Source organism: Actinosynnema sp. CA-299493, assembly GCF_050946825.1.
In the GTDB taxonomy this organism is placed as follows: Bacteria; Actinomycetota; Actinomycetes; order Mycobacteriales; family Pseudonocardiaceae; genus Actinosynnema.
The window spans coordinates 7,466,891-7,481,984 of record NZ_CP191993.1 but is presented as its reverse complement, the minus strand read 5'-3'; the positions used below and the strand labels follow the sequence as shown (position 1 = coordinate 7,481,984).

Genomic DNA, 15,094 nt, shown 5'->3' with positions numbered 1-15,094 from the left:
TGGGCGCGGTGCGGTGGTCGGCGTGGAAGGTGGTGGGCATGCCGGGCGCGGTACCGCGCGACTCGACGTGGGCGCTCGCGAACGTCACACTGCCCTACGTGACGGGGTTGGCGGACAACGGTTTCCCGACAGGCGATCAGCGACGACCCGGCGCCGACGGGATGACGGCGACCTCTGCCGGTGACGACTCCGCCGGGCGTGCCCCCGAAGCGCGGCAGAACGCGCAGACGCCTGTCTCGCGTGCGGTGCGCGCGTACCTCGACCACCTGGCGGTGGAGCGGGGCACGGCGCGCAACACCCTCGACTCCTACGGCCGGGACCTGCGCCGGTACACCGCGCACCTGGCGGCCACCGGGGTGGACGACCTGGCCGACGTCACCGAAGCCCTGGTCGGGGACTTCCTGGCCACGTTGCGCGAAGCCGGCCTGGCCGCCTCCTCCGCCGCGCGCACCCTGGTCGCCGTGCGCGGCCTGCACCGGTTCGCGCACCTCGAAGGCATCACCGCGCACGACCCGGCCCGCGGCGTCCACCCGCCGACACCGCCGCGCCGACTGCCCAAGGCGCTGCCCGTCCACGACGTGCTGAAGCTCCTCGAAGGACCCACCGACACCCCCGCCCACCTACGTGACCGCGCCCTGCTGGAGCTGCTGTACTCCAGCGGCGCGCGGATCTCCGAAGTGGTCGGGCTCGACGTGGACGACGTCGACGCCGACGAACGCACCGTGCTGCTCGACGGCAAGGGCGGCAAGCAGCGCATCGTGCCCGTCGGCCGCCCGGCGCTCGCGGCGCTGGAGGCGTACCTGGTGCGCGCCCGCCCGAGCCTGGCCAAACGCGGCACGCCCGCGCTGTTCCTCAACGCCAGGGGCGGCCGGTTGACCAGGCAGACCGCGTGGCACGTGCTGAAGGCCGCGGCCGAGCGCGCGGGTGTCGAAGCCGAGGTCTCACCGCACACGCTGCGGCACTCGTTCGCCACCCACCTGATGGAAGGCGGCGCGGACGTGCGGGTCGTGCAGGAACTGCTCGGTCACGCCTCCGTGACGACGACGCAGGTCTACACACTGGTCACCGTCAACACCTTGCGCGAGGTCTACGCGACCGCCCATCCTCGCGCTTCGGGTGGAACATGAGCCGGCCACGGGTATTGTGGGCGCTCGCCCGACCGGACGCCCACCCACTTCCGATGAGCCCGACGAGCTGGAGGTGTCGACCCGGTGCCGAACTTGGACGAGCCCGAGCGCAGCGCGATCGAGCTGGGCGCGGTGCTGCACGCGTTGAGCGACGCCACCCGGCTGGCGGTGGTGCGGCAGATCGAGTCCGACGGCGAGCGGCTGTGCGGCGCGCTGATGGTCGAGGTCGCCAAGTCGACGTTGTCGCAGCACCTGCGCGTGCTGCGGGAAGCGGGCATCACCCGGACCAGGGCCCGCGGCAACCAGCGGTGGGTGTCGCTGCGGCGCGACGACCTCGACGAGCTGTTCCCCGGACTGCTCGACGTCGTGCTCCGCGCGGCCGAGCGGCACTGCCGCGACCTCGGTCACCACGCCGCCGACCGGTCCGGAGCGCCGGCGGGCGCGGCGTCCTGAGCGCGCGCCGACAGCGGCGCCGACGTCCGGAGCCTCGGGAAACGGGTTGAGGACGATCGGCCGCGCTTCGGCGGGGCACGTTGCCGGTGGCCTCCGGTGTGCCTAGGCTGCGCCCAGGCAGAGGACTAGGAATCGGGAAGGCGATGTCGACACCGGAGCACGCGGGTCAGGCGTGGGGCCCACCCCCACCACCCCCGCAACCGTCCGGTGTGCCGCGCGCCTCGGTCGAGCTGAGCCTCGCCCCGCACGCCGCACCCGCGGACGAAGACGCGACCGAGCAGGTCGCGGGTGATATGGGGCCGACGGGCCGTCCGTTGCGCTTCGTCGCCGATCCACCGCTGGTCGCCGGGCACGGTCCGGCGAAGATCCTGGCGGTGTGCAACCAGAAGGGCGGGGTCGGCAAGACCACGTCCACCATCAACCTCGGCGCGGCGCTGAGCGAGTACGGCCGCAAGGTGCTGCTGGTCGACTTCGACCCGCAGGGCGCGTTGTCGGTCGGCCTCGGCGTGCACCCGCACCAGCTCGACCAGACGATCTACAACGTGATCATGGAACGCGAGGTCGGCGTCCGTGACGTGATCATGAGGACCCCGGTCGAGGGCATGGACCTGCTGCCCAGCAACATCGACCTGTCCGCCGCGGAGATCCAGCTGGTCTCCGAGGTCGGCCGGGAGCACACGCTGGTCCGCACCCTGCGCCCGGTCATCGAGCACTACGACTACGTGCTGGTGGACTGCCAGCCGTCGCTCGGCCTGCTCACGGTCAACGCCCTCGCGGCGGCTGACGGCGTCCTCATCCCGCTGGAGTGCGAGTTCTTCAGCCTGCGCGGGGTCGCCCTGCTGATAGACACCATCGAGAAGGTCAGGGAGAGGTTGAACCCGAAGCTGGAGATCACCGGGATCCTCGCCACCATGTACGACCCGCGCACCCTGCACTCCCGCGAGGTGATGGCGCGCGTGGTCGAGGCGTTCGGCGACGTCGTGTTCGACACGGTGATCAACCGCACCGTCCGGTTCCCGGAGACGACCGTCGCCGGCGAGCCGATCACCAGCTGGGCACCGCGCTCGGCGGGCGCGAAGGCCTACCGGGCGTTGGCGCGCGAGGTGATCGCCCGGTGACCCGTCGCCCATCGCTGCCGGGCGCGTCCGAGCTGTTCCGTCTCACCACCGCCACCGTCACTACCACCGCCGCCGTCGCCGACGCGCCCGATCCGGAGCCGTCGGCGCCGCGGCGCGGCACCGGGCGGCAGAAGCACTCGACGAAGATCACCGTGTACGTGTCCGACGAGGAGCTGCTGGCGCTGGAGCACGCGCGGCTGGCGTTGCGCGGCGAGCACGGCCTGGCGGTCGACCGGGGCCGCGTGGTGCGCGAGGCCATCGCGATCGTGCTGGACGACCTCGAAGGGCACGGCGAGGACTCGTTGCTGGTGCGCAGGTTGCGCGAGCAGTGAGCGGTGACGCGCCCGGGACCGGACCCGGAGTGGCCGCGCCGGTCGAGGTGGTCGGGACCGAGCCCGCGGTGTTCGAGGTGGCGGAGCCTGCGGCGCCGGGCGACGGCCGGTTCAAGGTCAAGCTGACCAACTTCGAGGGACCGTTCGACCTGCTGCTCCAGCTGATCTCGCAGCACACGCTGGACGTGACCGAGGTGGCGCTGCACACCGTCACCGACGACTTCATCGCCTACATCCGGGCGTTGGGCGACCAGTGGGACCTGGACGAGACGACCGAGTTCCTGGTCATCGCGGCGACCCTGCTGGACCTCAAGGCGGCCCGGCTGCTGCCCTCGGGCGACGTGGAGGACGAGGAGGACCTGGCGCTGCTGGAGGCGCGGGACCTGCTGTTCGCGCGGTTGCTGCAGTACCGGGCGTACAAGCAGGTCGCGACGCTGTTCGCGGAGCTGGAGCGGGGCGCGTACCGGCGCTACCCGCGCTCGGTGGCGCTGGAGCAGCGGTACGAGGGGCTGTTGCCCGAGGTGATGCTGGGGGTGGACGTCCGGCGGTTCAGCGAGATCGCCGCGGTCGTGTTCCGGCCCAAACCGCCGCCGACGGTGTCGACGTCGCACATCCACCAGCACCGGGTGTCGGTGCGCGAGCACGCGGACGCGCTGCGGGCACGGCTGGCGGAGCTGGGCACGGCGACGTTCGCCGAGCTGATCGCCGAGTGCACGGAGACCATGGAGGTCGTGGCGCGGTTCCTGGCGCTGCTGGAGCTGTACCGGGAGCAGTCGCTGGCCTTCGAGCAGCCCGATCCGCTCGGCGAGCTGCGCATCACGTGGGTCGGCGGCACGATCGAGCAGGCGCGGGCGCAGGCCCACGACGAGGACGAGGAGTACGGGTGAGCGACCACGGAGCTGTCGGCCCCGGCGCGGCGGACGAACCGGCGGTCGGGCCCGACGTGGCGGTGGAGTCGGTCGCGGCCGGGTTCGAGCGGGTCGCGGAGGACGACGCCGAGGCGGCCGGACCTGAGGCGGCCAAACCCAAGGCGGCCGGACCCGCGGTCGCCGGACCCGCCGTCGTGGCGGCCGAGGCGACCGGGCCCGATGTGGTGGTGGGGCCCGAGGTCCCACCGTCGGCGGCGGAGGACGAGGCCGAGGCGGGCGGGTTGCCGGACCTCTCCGACGACGCCGAGCTCGACGGCGCGGTGGAGTCGATCCTGCTCGTCGTGGACAGCCCGATCGCCGAGGAGCAGCTCGCGGGCGTCCTGGACCAGTCCGTGAAGCGCGTCACCGCCGCCCTGCGCCGGCTGGCCGACCGGTACACCGAGCGGGGCAGCGGCATCGACCTGCGTAGAATCGGCGACGGCTGGCGGTTCTACACGCGGGACCGCTTCGCGCCATTCGTGGAGAAGCTGCTGCTCGACGGGCAGCGCGCCAAGCTCACCCGGGCCGCGTTGGAGACACTCGCGGTCATCGCCTACCGGCAACCCGTGACCAGGGCCCGGATCGCGGCGGTGCGCGGGGTGAACGTGGACGGTGTCATCCGCACGCTCGTCGCGCGTGGCCTGATCGCCGAGACGGGCACGGACTCCGACACGGGTGGCATCCTTTACCGCACGACCGAACTGTTCCTGGAGCGGTTGGGGCTGTCGTCGTTGGGCGACCTGCCGCCGATCGCTCCCCTCCTGCCCGAAGTGGATGCGATCGACGATGTCTGACCAGGACCACAACCCCGAGGGGATCCGGCTCCAGAAGGTGCTCGCCAAGGCGGGCATCGCCTCGCGGCGGGTCGCCGAGGAGCTGATCGAACTCGGCCGCGTCCAGGTCGACGGCGAGGTGGTCCGCGAGCAGGGCCGCCGCGTCGACCCGGACACCGCGGTCGTGCACGTCGACGGCGTGCGCGTGGTGCTCAAGGAAGACGTGGTCACCATCGCGTTCAACAAGCCGCGCGGTGTGCTGTCGACCATGCACGACGACGCGCACCGCCCGTGCGTCGGCGACTACCTGCACAACCGCAGGGAACGCCTGTTCCACGTCGGCAGGCTGGACGCCGACACCGAGGGCCTGCTGCTGCTGACCAACGACGGCGACCTCGCGCACCGGCTGATGCACCCGTCCTACGAGATCACCAAGACGTACCTGGCCGAGGTGCCCGGCCCGATCCCGAAGGACCTGGGCAAGCGGCTGCGCGCGGGCGTCGAGCTGGAGGACGGCCCGATCGCGGTCGACTCGTTCAAGCTGATCTCGTCGATGCCGGGCAAGGCGCTGGTCGAGGTGGTCCTGCACGAGGGCCGCAAGCACATCGTGCGCCGCCTGCTCGACCACGTCGGCCACCCCGTCGAGAACCTGGTCCGCACCGCCGTGGGCGACGTGCGCCTCGGCAACCAGCGCCCCGGTTCGATGCGGGTGCTCAACCGCCAGGAAGTCGGCTCCCTCTACAAGGCCGTCGGCCTGTAGCCGGGGCAGGCGCTTGGTGGAGTCCCCCTTCACCACCAAGCGCCCCTCCCCCCGCCCCCCTCGCGGAACCCGTACGCGGCTCCACCGCCATTCCTACGGCAGACGGGTTGTTCAGTGTCAGCGCGTGGACGCTGAACAGGCTTTTCTGAACAATCGCCCTCTCGAAGGGGAGGGCGACGACGATGGCCAGACCGGAGGGCCCGTTACGGGCGGACAGCCGTGACCTCGGCGAGTTCGCCGCCGACCTGAGGGCTCTGCGGGAACGGGCGGGCAGCCCCACCTACCGGCGGCTCGCCCGGGCCGCCCACTACTCGGCGGCGGCGCTGTCGGAGGCGGCGAACGGCCGGAAGCTGCCGAGCCTCGCGGTCACGTTGGCGTACGTGCGCGCCTGCGGCGGTGACGCGGCGGCGTGGGAGGCGCGCTGGCGGGTGCTGGCCGAACGGGTCGCCGACGCGAACCCGCGCACGCCGTCGGAAGTGGTCGAGGCCCCGTACACGGGGTTGGCGGCGTTCCAGGTGCGGGACGCGGACCGGTTCTTCGGCCGCGACCGCGTCGTGCGCGAAGTCGTGGGTCTCGTCGGGCAGCGGCGGTTCGCCGGTGTGTTCGGCGCGTCCGGCTCGGGCAAGTCGTCGGTGCTGCGGGCGGGCCTGGTGGCGACGTGGGACCGGCCCTCGGTGGTGCTCACGCCCGGCGCGCGGCCGGTGCAGGAGCTGGCGGTGCGGGTGGCCGCGAGCACCGGCGGTGACGCGCCCGCGCTGGCCGCCGAGTTCACCGCGTACCGGGAGAACCTGCACCTGCGCGTGCGGCAGGCGCTCGTCGTCGGCGACGACGACCTGCTGATCGTGGTCGACCAGTTCGAAGAGGTCTTCACGCTGTGCCGGGACCCCGCCGAACGGTCCGCGTTCATCGCCGCGCTGACCACCGCCGCGTCCGCGCCGACCAGCCGCACGCGGGTGGTGCTGGGCGTCCGGGCCGACTTCCTCGGACACTGCGGCCAGTACCCCGAGCTGGTGGAGGCGCTGCGCGGCGGGCACGTCCTGGTCGGACCGATGTCCGCGGACGAGCTGCGCGAGGCGATCGTGTCGCCCGCCGTCGCGGTCGGCTGCAAGGTCGAGACCGCGCTGGTCACGCGCCTGGTCTCGGACGCGGCGGGCCAACCGGCGGTGCTGCCGCTGGTGTCGCACGCGTTGCTGGAGACGTGGCGCCGGCGGCGCGGTGTCGCGCTGACCCTGGCGGGCTACGAGGAGGTCGGCGGCGTCGAGCACTCGATCGCGCGCAGCGCCGAGCACGTCTACACGGCGATGAGCCCGGCCCGACGGCTGATCGCCCAGCAGGTGTTCCTGCGGCTGATCGCGGTCGGCGAGGGCACCGAGGACACCAAGCGCCGCGTCGCCCGCGCCGAGGTCGACCACCACGCCGAGGGCGACGGCGCGGAGGTGCTGGCCGCGTTGGCGCAGGCCCGGCTGGTGGTGCTGGACCGCGACGCGGTGGCGCTGGCGCACGAGGCGTTGATCCGCAACTGGCCGCGGCTGCGCGGCTGGATCGCCGAGGACCGGGCGGGCCTGCGGGTGCAGCGGATGCTGACCGAGGCCGCGCACACCTGGGAGGCACTGGACCACGACCCCGGCGCGCTGTACCGGGGCGCCCGGCTGGCGCTGGTGCGCGAGTGGGTCGACGGGACGCGCGGGCTCACGCCCGGCGAGATCCGGTTCCTGGAGGCCAGCATCGCCGCGGACGACGCGGTGCGCGCGATCGAGCACCGGCGCACGCGGCGGCTGCGGCAGCTCGTGTCGGTGATGGCCGTGCTGCTGGTGCTGGCGTCCAGCGCGATCGTGTTCGCCGTCCGCGCCGAGCGGTCCGCGACCGAGCAGCGCAACATCGCGCTGGCGCACAAGGTGATCACCCAGGCCGCCGCGCTGCGTGACGCCGACCCGGCGCTGTCGTTGCAGCTCACGCTGGCCGCGCACCGGCTCGCGCCGCTGCCGGAGACGCGGGACGCGCTGTTCGGCGCGTTCACCGAGCCCTACTCGACCCGGATCGGCGCGGTGCGCGCGATGGCCGCCGGCCCGACCGCCTCGCTGCTCGCCGTCGTGGACGACACCACCACCGCGGACGTGCGCCTGGTGGACATCGCCGACCCGCACCGCCCCGAGCACCTCGTCACGTTGACCGGGGTCAGCACGCCCAGGGTGCTGGCGTTCTCCGACGACGGCGAGTGGCTCGCCGGCGCGGCGGACAACTACATCGTGGTGTGGCGGGTGACGGACCCCCGCCACCCCGTGGTCACGCACCGGCTCGTCGACCTGTCGCCCCGGCCGACGCTGGCCCTGGCGTTCTCGCCGGACGCCCGCCACCTCGTGGCCGGGTTCGACGCCGGACCGGCGCGGGTGTGGGATCTGGCCGGCCGCGGCACGAGGGTGGAGCTGCCGCCGACCGGCGAGTCGTCGCACCAGGTGGCCTTCCTCTCCGGACACGTGGTGGCGGTCGGCTCCGGCGACCGGGTGCTCGCGGTCGACCTGGCCAGCGGCGCGTCGGGCGTCGTGGTCGACGGCGTCGGCGCGGTCACCGCGCTGGCGGTCGGCGACGGCGGCCGGGTGCTGGCCACGGCGGGGGAGGACCGGGTGGTGCGGTTGTGGGAGGTCGCCGACGGTGGTGGGCCCGCGCGGCAGACCGCCGCCCTGCGGCACGGCGGTGACGTGCGCGCCCTGGCGTTCGACGCTGACGCGCGGCTGCTCGCCACGGCGGGCGACGACCGGTCCGCGCGGTTGTGGAACGTCACCGACCGGCACGCGCCGGTCGAGGCCGCCACGCTCGACGGCCACCTCGGGGTGGCCACCGCGCTGACCTTCGCCGCCGGGGGACGTGCCCTGGTCACCGCCGGGGGCGACCGCGCCGCCCGGCTCACCGACCTCACCGACCTGCCGGTCGCCCACCCGACGACGCCGCGCTCGGTCGTGGTCGCCGCCGACCGCGGCCTGGCCGCCACCGTGGACGTCGACGGCGTGCTGAGGCTGGTCGACATCTCCGAGCCGCGCGGCCCGCGCACCGCCTGGCCGTTGACCGCGCACCCGGGCCCCGTCCGCACCGCCGCGCTCAGCCGGGACGGCGAGCACCTGGTCACGGTCGGCGAGGACACGCGGGTGCGGGTGTGGCGGACCACCAACCCGGCCGCGCCGGACCTGGTCGGCGAGGCCGGGCGGGCGCACCTGGTGGCGTTCAGCCCGAAGGGCGTGCACTTCGCCACCGGCGGGCTGGAGGACGGCGTGGCGCGGCTGTGGAACGTCGCGACCGTGGAGGAGGTCGCCGAGTTCGGCGACGAGGACAACCCGGAGCTGGTGACCAGCGCGCTGGCGTTCGACCGGACCGGCGACCGGTTGGTGGTCGCCAAGTACGGCGGGGCGGTCGAGGAGTGGGACGTGACCGTGCCGATGTGGCCCGAGCGGCGCCGCCGGGTCGGGCTGGACCTCGTCAGGTACATCGCCGCGGTGGTGCCGGCGCCCGGCGGGCTGGTGGTGGTGGAGTCGGACGGCAGGGCCGTGCTGTGGCGCGAACCCGGGACGGGGCACGACCCCGGCGACGACTCGCCGGTGCGGTTCACCGCCGCGGAGGTGCTCGGGTCGGCGGTGCGCGCGGTCGCGGTCGTCGACGACCTGCTGGTGGTCGCCGACGCCGACGGGAACCTGCGCCTGCACGACGTGCCCGCCGACGGGCCCGTCCGCCGGTCGGCCGTGTTCGCCGCGCACTCGTCGGGCGCCAACTCGGTGGCGTTCGCGCCCGATGGGCGCACGCTGGTCAGCGCGGGCGACTCGGTGCTCCGGTTCTGGCAGACCGACCTGGGCGCGGTGGTGGACCGGATCTGCGCCACCGCGTACCCCGGGATCACCGACCGGCAGTGGGCGGGCTACTTCCCCGACCTGCCCCACGACCCGCCGTGCGACCGGCCCTAGCCGGCCCCAGCCGGCGCGGGCGACGCGCCCAGGTCGCTTCAGTGCCCGCTGACAGCAACTTGCAAGATCACATCATGAAGTTTTACCGCCACTCATTGTGGCGGCGGACTTCACTCTCTAGATTGAGCCGGGTTGGCTGGGGTTGATCAACTGGGAAGAGGCGTTTGCGCGTGCGTGCGCTCACCCGAGGGCTGCTCGGTGTGGCCGGGTTCCTCGTCATCTGGGAGCTGTTCGGCCGGTCCCGGCTGGTTCCCTCGGAGTACTTGCCACCGCCGTCCGTCGTAGCGGTGGAGCTCGTGAAGTTGTTGGGGGATGAGCCTTTCCTGCGGGACGTCGTCGCGACGCTCCTCGCGGTGGTCATCGCCGTGGCGCTGTCGGTCGGGATCGCCGTCCCGCTCGGCCTCGTCCTGGGCAGCGTGGCGCCCGTGCGGCACGCCACCCGCGCCGTGGTCGAGTTCCTGCGCCCCATCCCGTCGGTGGCGCTGATCCCGCTGGCGGTGCTGCTGCTCGGCATCGGGCCGGAGACCAAGATCTTCCTCGCGGTGTACGCGGCGATCTGGCCCATCCTGTTCAACACCATCTACGCGCTCGACGAGCTCGACCCCCTGCTGGTCGAGACGGCGCGCGCGTTCGGCGCGGGCCGGGTGCGCGTGCTGGCGTCGGTCGCCCTGCCGAGCGCGATGCCGTTCGTCCTCACCGGCATCCGGCTCGCCGCCACGACGAGCCTGGTCGTGATCGTCAGCGTGGAGCTGCTGGAAGGCGGGTCCGGCGGCATCGGGCAGTACATCGCGAACGCGCGCAGCGGCGGCGGCCGGATGGACGTCGTCCTCGCCGGCACCGCGGTCGCGGGCGTGATCGGCTACCTGCTCAACGAAGGGCTCGACCGCGCGCAGCGCCGCTGGGTCGGCTGGAGCGCGGTCACCGGAGGTCGGTCGTGAGTCGATTCCTGCAGCGGTGGGCGGTGTTCGTGGGCCTCGTCGTGGTCTGGGAGCTGCTCACCTGGTACGCCGACGACACGTTCTTCCCCCGCCCCACCGAGATCGCCCTGGCCGCGTACGACCTGTGGCTGTCCGGACCGGCCGGTGACCTGTTCCTCACCGACACGGTGTTCGACCACGTGTTCCCGAGCATCGGCCGGCTCCTGGCCGGCTGGGGCGTCGCGGCCGTCGTCGGCGTCTCGCTCGGCGTGGCGCTCGGCCGCTCGGACAAGGCCGCGGAGTACGCCGGGCCGCTGCTGACGTTCATGCGGTCGATCCCGCCACCCCTGCTGGTGCCCGTGTTCCTGCTCGTGTTCAACGTGGGCACCACCATGCAGCTCGCCACGATCATCTTCGGCGTGCTGTGGCCCATCCTGCTCAACAGCGTCGACGGCGCCCGTTCCGTCGACGCCACGAAGTTCGAGACCTCGGCGGTGTTCCGCATCCCCAAGCCACAGTGGATCCTCGGTGTCGTCCTGCCCTCAGCGGCGCCGAAGATCTTCGCCGGGCTGCGGGTCTCCCTGTCGCTGTCGCTGGTGCTCATGGTCGTGTCCGAACTCGTCGGGACCGACAACGGGATCGGGTCGCAACTCCTCGTCGCACAGCGGGAGTTCGACTTCCCCGACATGTGGGCCGGGATCATCCTCCTGGGTGTCCTCGGCTATGCCCTCAACACCGTGCTCCTCGGCTTCGAGCGCAGATCCCTTGCGTGGCAGCCGAAGCAGGAGCGCACCCCCGCGACGGTGGAGGAAAAAGCAGTATGACCGCGATGCTCGAAGTGGCCGACCTCGGCCACACCTACCAGGCGAAGGACGGCGCGCACACCGCGATCGCCGACCTGTCGTTCACCGTCGGCACCGGAGAGCTGGTGTGCGTGGTCGGCCCGTCCGGCTGCGGCAAGTCGACGCTGCTGCGCACCATCTCCGGCCTGATCCGCCCCACTCGCGGCGAGGTCAGCCTGCACGGCGACCAGGTCCGCGGCGTGCCCGACGACCTCGCCGTGGTGTTCCAGGACTACAGCCGCTCGCTGTTCCCCTGGCTGACGGTGCAGAAGAACGTCGAGTTCCCGTTGCGCCGCAGCCTGGGCCGGGCCGACCGCCGGGCCCGCGCGGCCGAGGCGTTGGAGTGGGTCGGGCTGTCCGACGCCGGCCGCAAGTACCCGTGGCAGCTGTCCGGCGGCATGCAGCAGCGCGTCGCCATCGCCAGGGCGCTGGCCTACCGGCCCGCGCTGCTGCTGATGGACGAGCCGTTCGCCTCGGTGGACGCGCAGACCCGGTTCGAGCTGGAGGACCTGCTGCTGAAGGTCCGCACCGAACAGGACACCACGGTCCTCGTGGTGACGCACGACATCGACGAGAGCGTCTACCTGGGAGACCGGATCCTGGTCCTCTCCACGTCGCCCGCGTCGGTGGTGGCCGACCTCAAGGTCGACCTGCCCGCGCAGCGCGACCAGATCACCACCCGCGAGTCCGAGGCGTTCGTCGCGCTGCGGGGCGAGGTGGCGCGGCTGCTGAACGTCGGCAAGACCTCCGAGGAGGTCAAGGCGCGGCGCAAGGCGAACGAGCAGCAGGCGGCGAAGTGGGCCGAGGCGGAGCGGGCGGAGGCCTCGCGCGCCGAGGCCGAGGAGCGCGCCACGACGTGACGGGCCTCCTCTAGGCGAAGACGACGCCGGACGGGCGATCCGCGGCTCGTCGGCCCTCTCAGGGCCGGCGCCGGGGGTCGCCCGTCGTCGTGCGCGGGGGGTTTGTCGGAAACGTTTTCGGGCGCGGGTTTCGATGACGATCGTTCGCAACGATTCGACATCTTTCTCGCTGCCGCCGGGCTTCGCCGATGATCACCACGCCGTCGCCGGTCGATCACGCGCCGTGTGCGTCGTGCGCATTTCCGGTCGTTGCGGAGAGATGCTCCGCCAATTGTCCGGCGCGCCCCGGCGGGCCGTCGACGAGATATCCCGGCACGCGCTCGGGCGTCCACCGGGTGGAATCGGCGACGAATGCATCCGGTCGACTTCGGGAATGCGTGCGCCCGGTCGGAATCCGAATGCCGGGCGATGTCATCCCGCCGGTGCCTTGTTCTCCGGGGCGGGCGCATTCCCGTGCCGTGGCGGAGAACAAGGCTCCGGTATTCCGGTGTCATCGCGGAGCGGGTCGCCGAGCGCGGGTCCCGCTAATCGTAAGATGTTCTGCCTAGGGCCCCACGTAGTTTTGGGCGAAATAGCCCGCGGACGACCCGGAGGCGATGAGGTGTTCGAGTCGGGCTTGACCCAACCGGCTCAGGAACGGCTCCGGCGACCGGTGGATCATGAACACCATCCACTGCGAGAACTCCTGCGCACGCCACACGCGTCGCAGGCACACGTCGGAGTAGCTCCGCAGCCCCGTCTCATCACCCGTTCGGTGGTAGCGCGTCAGGGCGTCGGCCAGCACCTCGGCGTCGTGCAACGCGAGGTTCATTCCCTTTGCCCCCACCGGGGTGATGATGTGCGCGGCGTCGCCGAGCAGGTACAGGTTGCCGTGGTTCATCGGTTCGACCACGTGGCTGCGCATGTCCAGGATGCGCTTCTCGACGATGCGCCCTTCGGTGAGCTTCCAGTCGGAGTCCCGGAGCGCCAGCCGCTTGTGCAGCTCCGCCCACACCCGCTCGTCCGGCCAGTTGTCCACCGTGTCGTCCACCGGGACCTGGAGGTAGTAGCGCGACACCGTGGAACTGCGGAGCATATGACCCGCGAATCCATCCGGGTGAAGTGCGTAAATCACCTTGTGGGTGGATGGCGGGGCCTCGGCCAGGATGCTCAGCCACTCGATGCCGTGCTGGTGGGTGAACTCCTGCACCGCGCCCGCCGGGATGCTGCGCCGCGTCACCCCGTGGAACCCGTCCGCGCCCGCGATGAACGAGCAGTCGAGCCGCTCCCGCGTGCCGTCGGCGTTCGTCCAGGTCAGAGCCGGTTCGGTGGACTCGACCCCGTGCACCTCGACGTCCGTGACGGACCACCGGACGTCGCCGCCGCGCTCGTCGGCGTAGACCCGCACGAGGTCCTGGACGACCTCCTGCTGCGGGTAGATGTAGTGCGTCTGGCCGTCGTACAGGGTGGCGTAGTCCACCTCGTGCGCTTCACCGTTCACCCGGAATTCGCACGCGCCATGCCTGTCCGCCTCTTGGAGCAACCGGTCCGCGAGACCGTGCTCGGTCAACATTTGCACCGCGCGGTGCTCCAACACCCCGGCGCGGGGCCGGGTCTCGATGTACTCGCGAGTGCCTTTTTCCAGCACCACGCAGGGGATTCCGGCCTCGCGGAGCAGGTTCCCCAAGGTCAATCCCGCCGGGCCCGCTCCGACGATGCCCACCGGGCGCCGGTTGCTCTGTACGGCCCATTCCGCGTCAAGATCGCTCACCGCATACCCCAACCTCTGGACAGCCTGTGCAAAGATGCTCACCGAAGGTAGTGGATCAGCCTTCGAGTGTCGGTCGACTGGGGTCTTGCCGAACCGCTCGTGTCACTTTGAGTGGTTCCGCAGCGCCCCTGTCGCTCGTGCATCCTGCCCCCGCAAAGTCTTCACTCCAACAGGAGATGCCCCCCATGACTCGAAGAGTCGGCCTCTCGGCACGAAGGACCTTCGGCGTACTCGCCGCCGTCGCGATGCTCGCCGTCGTCTCCGGCTGCGGTCTCCTCGGCGGTTCCGAGGCGAAGCCCACCGAAGCCTCGGCACCGGGCAAGGTCGAGAAGGCCAAGATCTCGGTTGGCCTGCTCAACATCCTCGACGTCGCGTCGGTCCACGTCGCGATCAAGAAGGGTTACTTCAAGGAGGAGGGCCTCGAGATCGACGTCAAGATCGTCCAGGGTGGCGCCGTCGCCATCCCGGCCCTGATCAACGGCGAGCTCGACTTCACCTTCGGCAACTGGGTCTCGTTCTTCGCCGCCGAGGCGAAGGAGGCGGCCAAGGGCGTCGACGGCCTGAAGCTCGTCAGCGACGGCTACCAGGCCAAGCCCGAGATGTTCCTGATCCTCGCCAAGGCCGACTCCCCGATCAAGTCGCCCAAGGACCTCGAGGGCAAGACCATCGCGATCAACACGTTCCGCAACATCGCCGAGCTGACCGCGAAGGCGACGCTGGAAGCCAACGACGTCGACCCCGCCAAGGTCAACTTCAAGGAGTTCCCGTTCCCGGACATGGAAGCGGCGGTCCAGAACGGCACGGTCGACGCGGCCTTCATGGTGGAGCCGTTCATCAGCAAGGCCCAGCGCACGAGCGGTCAGATCACCGTGCTCGACGCGGCGTCCGGCCCCACGGCGGACATCCCGATCGCGGGCTACGCCACGACCGGCAAGTTCGCCAAGGCCAACCCGAACACCGTCGCCGCGTTCCAGCGCGCGATGGCGAAGGGCCAGCGCGACGCGGCGGACCGCCCCACGGTCGAGCCGCTGCTGGTCGAGTACGCCAAGGTCGACAAGGAAACCGCCAGCCTCGTGCACTTCGGCGAGTTCCCGACCACGCTGGACGCCACCCGCTTGCAGCGCGTGGCGGGGCTGATGCGAACCTACGGCCTGCTCGAGAAGGACTTCGACGTCAAGCCGATGCTGTTCAGCGCGTCAGGTAGCTGATCCCGTCGGGGGGAGCCCGCCCGCCGGGCTCCCCCCTCGGGTGTTTCCCGTTCGGGTCGAGGGCGTGAAAAAACCATGAACGCCGGTTAGCGATCGTTT

General features: G+C 71.8%; 13 protein-coding genes. 12 read left to right on the top strand and 1 reads right to left on the bottom strand.

Features of this window, described 5'->3' with window-relative positions; all coding sequences use genetic code 11:
• Nucleotides 1-38: 38 nt before the first annotated feature.
• From xerD to ACQPYE_RS31470, 11 genes are all read left to right on the top strand, one after another.
• Entirely contained in the window at nt 39-1,127 is a 1,089-nt protein-coding gene (gene xerD, locus ACQPYE_RS31520; protein ID WP_498716628.1) for a site-specific tyrosine recombinase XerD, read from the top strand.
• Nucleotides 1,128-1,211: 84 nt separating this feature from the next.
• Nucleotides 1,212-1,580 carry an ArsR/SmtB family transcription factor gene (locus ACQPYE_RS31515; protein ID WP_498716625.1) on the top strand — a complete coding sequence of 123 codons (369 nt, stop codon included), beginning with the start codon at nt 1,212-1,214 and terminating at the stop codon, nt 1,578-1,580.
• A 143-nt stretch (nt 1,581-1,723) separates the two neighbouring features.
• Nucleotides 1,724-2,698, top strand: a complete 975-nt coding sequence (locus ACQPYE_RS31510) for a ParA family protein (protein WP_498716624.1) — start codon at nt 1,724-1,726, stop codon at nt 2,696-2,698.
• Nucleotides 2,695-3,030, top strand: a complete 336-nt coding sequence (locus ACQPYE_RS31505) for a hypothetical protein (RefSeq protein ID WP_498716622.1) — start codon at nt 2,695-2,697, stop codon at nt 3,028-3,030. Before ACQPYE_RS31510 ends, ACQPYE_RS31505 begins: the two co-directional genes overlap by 4 nt.
• A gap of 47 nt (nt 3,031-3,077) precedes the next feature.
• The gene (locus tag ACQPYE_RS31500; RefSeq protein ID WP_498723024.1) at nt 3,078-3,917 is read left to right on the top strand and encodes a segregation and condensation protein A; all 840 of its coding nucleotides are present in this window, start codon (nt 3,078-3,080) and stop codon (nt 3,915-3,917) included.
• The gene (scpB, locus tag ACQPYE_RS31495) at nt 3,914-4,732 is read left to right on the top strand and encodes an SMC-Scp complex subunit ScpB (protein ID WP_498716620.1); all 819 of its coding nucleotides are present in this window, start codon (nt 3,914-3,916) and stop codon (nt 4,730-4,732) included. The genes ACQPYE_RS31500 and scpB overlap by 4 nt, the downstream gene beginning before the upstream one ends.
• Nucleotides 4,725-5,471 (top strand): pseudouridine synthase, encoded by a 747-nt coding sequence (locus ACQPYE_RS31490; RefSeq protein WP_498716618.1) that lies wholly within the window; start codon nt 4,725-4,727, stop codon nt 5,469-5,471. Before scpB ends, ACQPYE_RS31490 begins: the two co-directional genes overlap by 8 nt.
• A 182-nt stretch (nt 5,472-5,653) precedes the next feature.
• On the top strand, nt 5,654-9,418 hold the full coding sequence (locus ACQPYE_RS31485) for an nSTAND1 domain-containing NTPase (RefSeq protein ID WP_498716617.1): 3,765 nt from the start codon (nt 5,654-5,656) through the stop codon (nt 9,416-9,418).
• A 170-nt stretch (nt 9,419-9,588) separates the two neighbouring features.
• On the top strand, nt 9,589-10,356 hold the full coding sequence (locus tag ACQPYE_RS31480; protein ID WP_498716614.1) for an ABC transporter permease: 768 nt from the start codon (nt 9,589-9,591) through the stop codon (nt 10,354-10,356).
• On the top strand, nt 10,353-11,159 hold the full coding sequence (locus ACQPYE_RS31475; RefSeq protein WP_498716613.1) for an ABC transporter permease: 807 nt from the start codon (nt 10,353-10,355) through the stop codon (nt 11,157-11,159). The genes ACQPYE_RS31480 and ACQPYE_RS31475 overlap by 4 nt, the downstream gene beginning before the upstream one ends.
• Nucleotides 11,156-12,037, top strand: a complete 882-nt coding sequence (locus tag ACQPYE_RS31470) for an ABC transporter ATP-binding protein (RefSeq protein ID WP_498716612.1) — start codon at nt 11,156-11,158, stop codon at nt 12,035-12,037. Before ACQPYE_RS31475 ends, ACQPYE_RS31470 begins: the two co-directional genes overlap by 4 nt.
• Before the next feature lie 544 nt (nt 12,038-12,581).
• Here the strand turns inward: ACQPYE_RS31470 and ACQPYE_RS31465 are convergent.
• Entirely contained in the window at nt 12,582-13,739 is a 1,158-nt protein-coding gene (locus ACQPYE_RS31465) for a 4-hydroxybenzoate 3-monooxygenase (protein ID WP_498723023.1), read from the bottom strand.
• A gap of 233 nt (nt 13,740-13,972) precedes the next feature.
• Between ACQPYE_RS31465 and ACQPYE_RS31460 the strand changes: the two genes are divergently transcribed.
• Nucleotides 13,973-14,995 carry an ABC transporter substrate-binding protein gene (locus ACQPYE_RS31460; protein ID WP_498716610.1) on the top strand — a complete coding sequence of 341 codons (1,023 nt, stop codon included), beginning with the start codon at nt 13,973-13,975 and terminating at the stop codon, nt 14,993-14,995.
• The last annotated feature ends 99 nt before the right edge of the window (nt 14,996-15,094 follow it).

Coding starts and splice junctions, on each gene's coding strand:
- xerD (WP_498716628.1), top strand. CDS start 39: ATGCCGGGCGCGGTACCGCGCGACTCGACGTGGGCGCTCGCGAACGTC.
- ACQPYE_RS31510 (WP_498716624.1), top strand. CDS start 1,724: ATGTCGACACCGGAGCACGCGGGTCAGGCGTGGGGCCCACCCCCACCA.
- ACQPYE_RS31490 (WP_498716618.1), top strand. CDS start 4,725: ATGTCTGACCAGGACCACAACCCCGAGGGGATCCGGCTCCAGAAGGTG.
- ACQPYE_RS31485 (WP_498716617.1), top strand. CDS start 5,654: ATGGCCAGACCGGAGGGCCCGTTACGGGCGGACAGCCGTGACCTCGGC.
- ACQPYE_RS31470 (WP_498716612.1), top strand. CDS start 11,156: ATGACCGCGATGCTCGAAGTGGCCGACCTCGGCCACACCTACCAGGCG.
- ACQPYE_RS31460 (WP_498716610.1), top strand. CDS start 13,973: ATGACTCGAAGAGTCGGCCTCTCGGCACGAAGGACCTTCGGCGTACTC.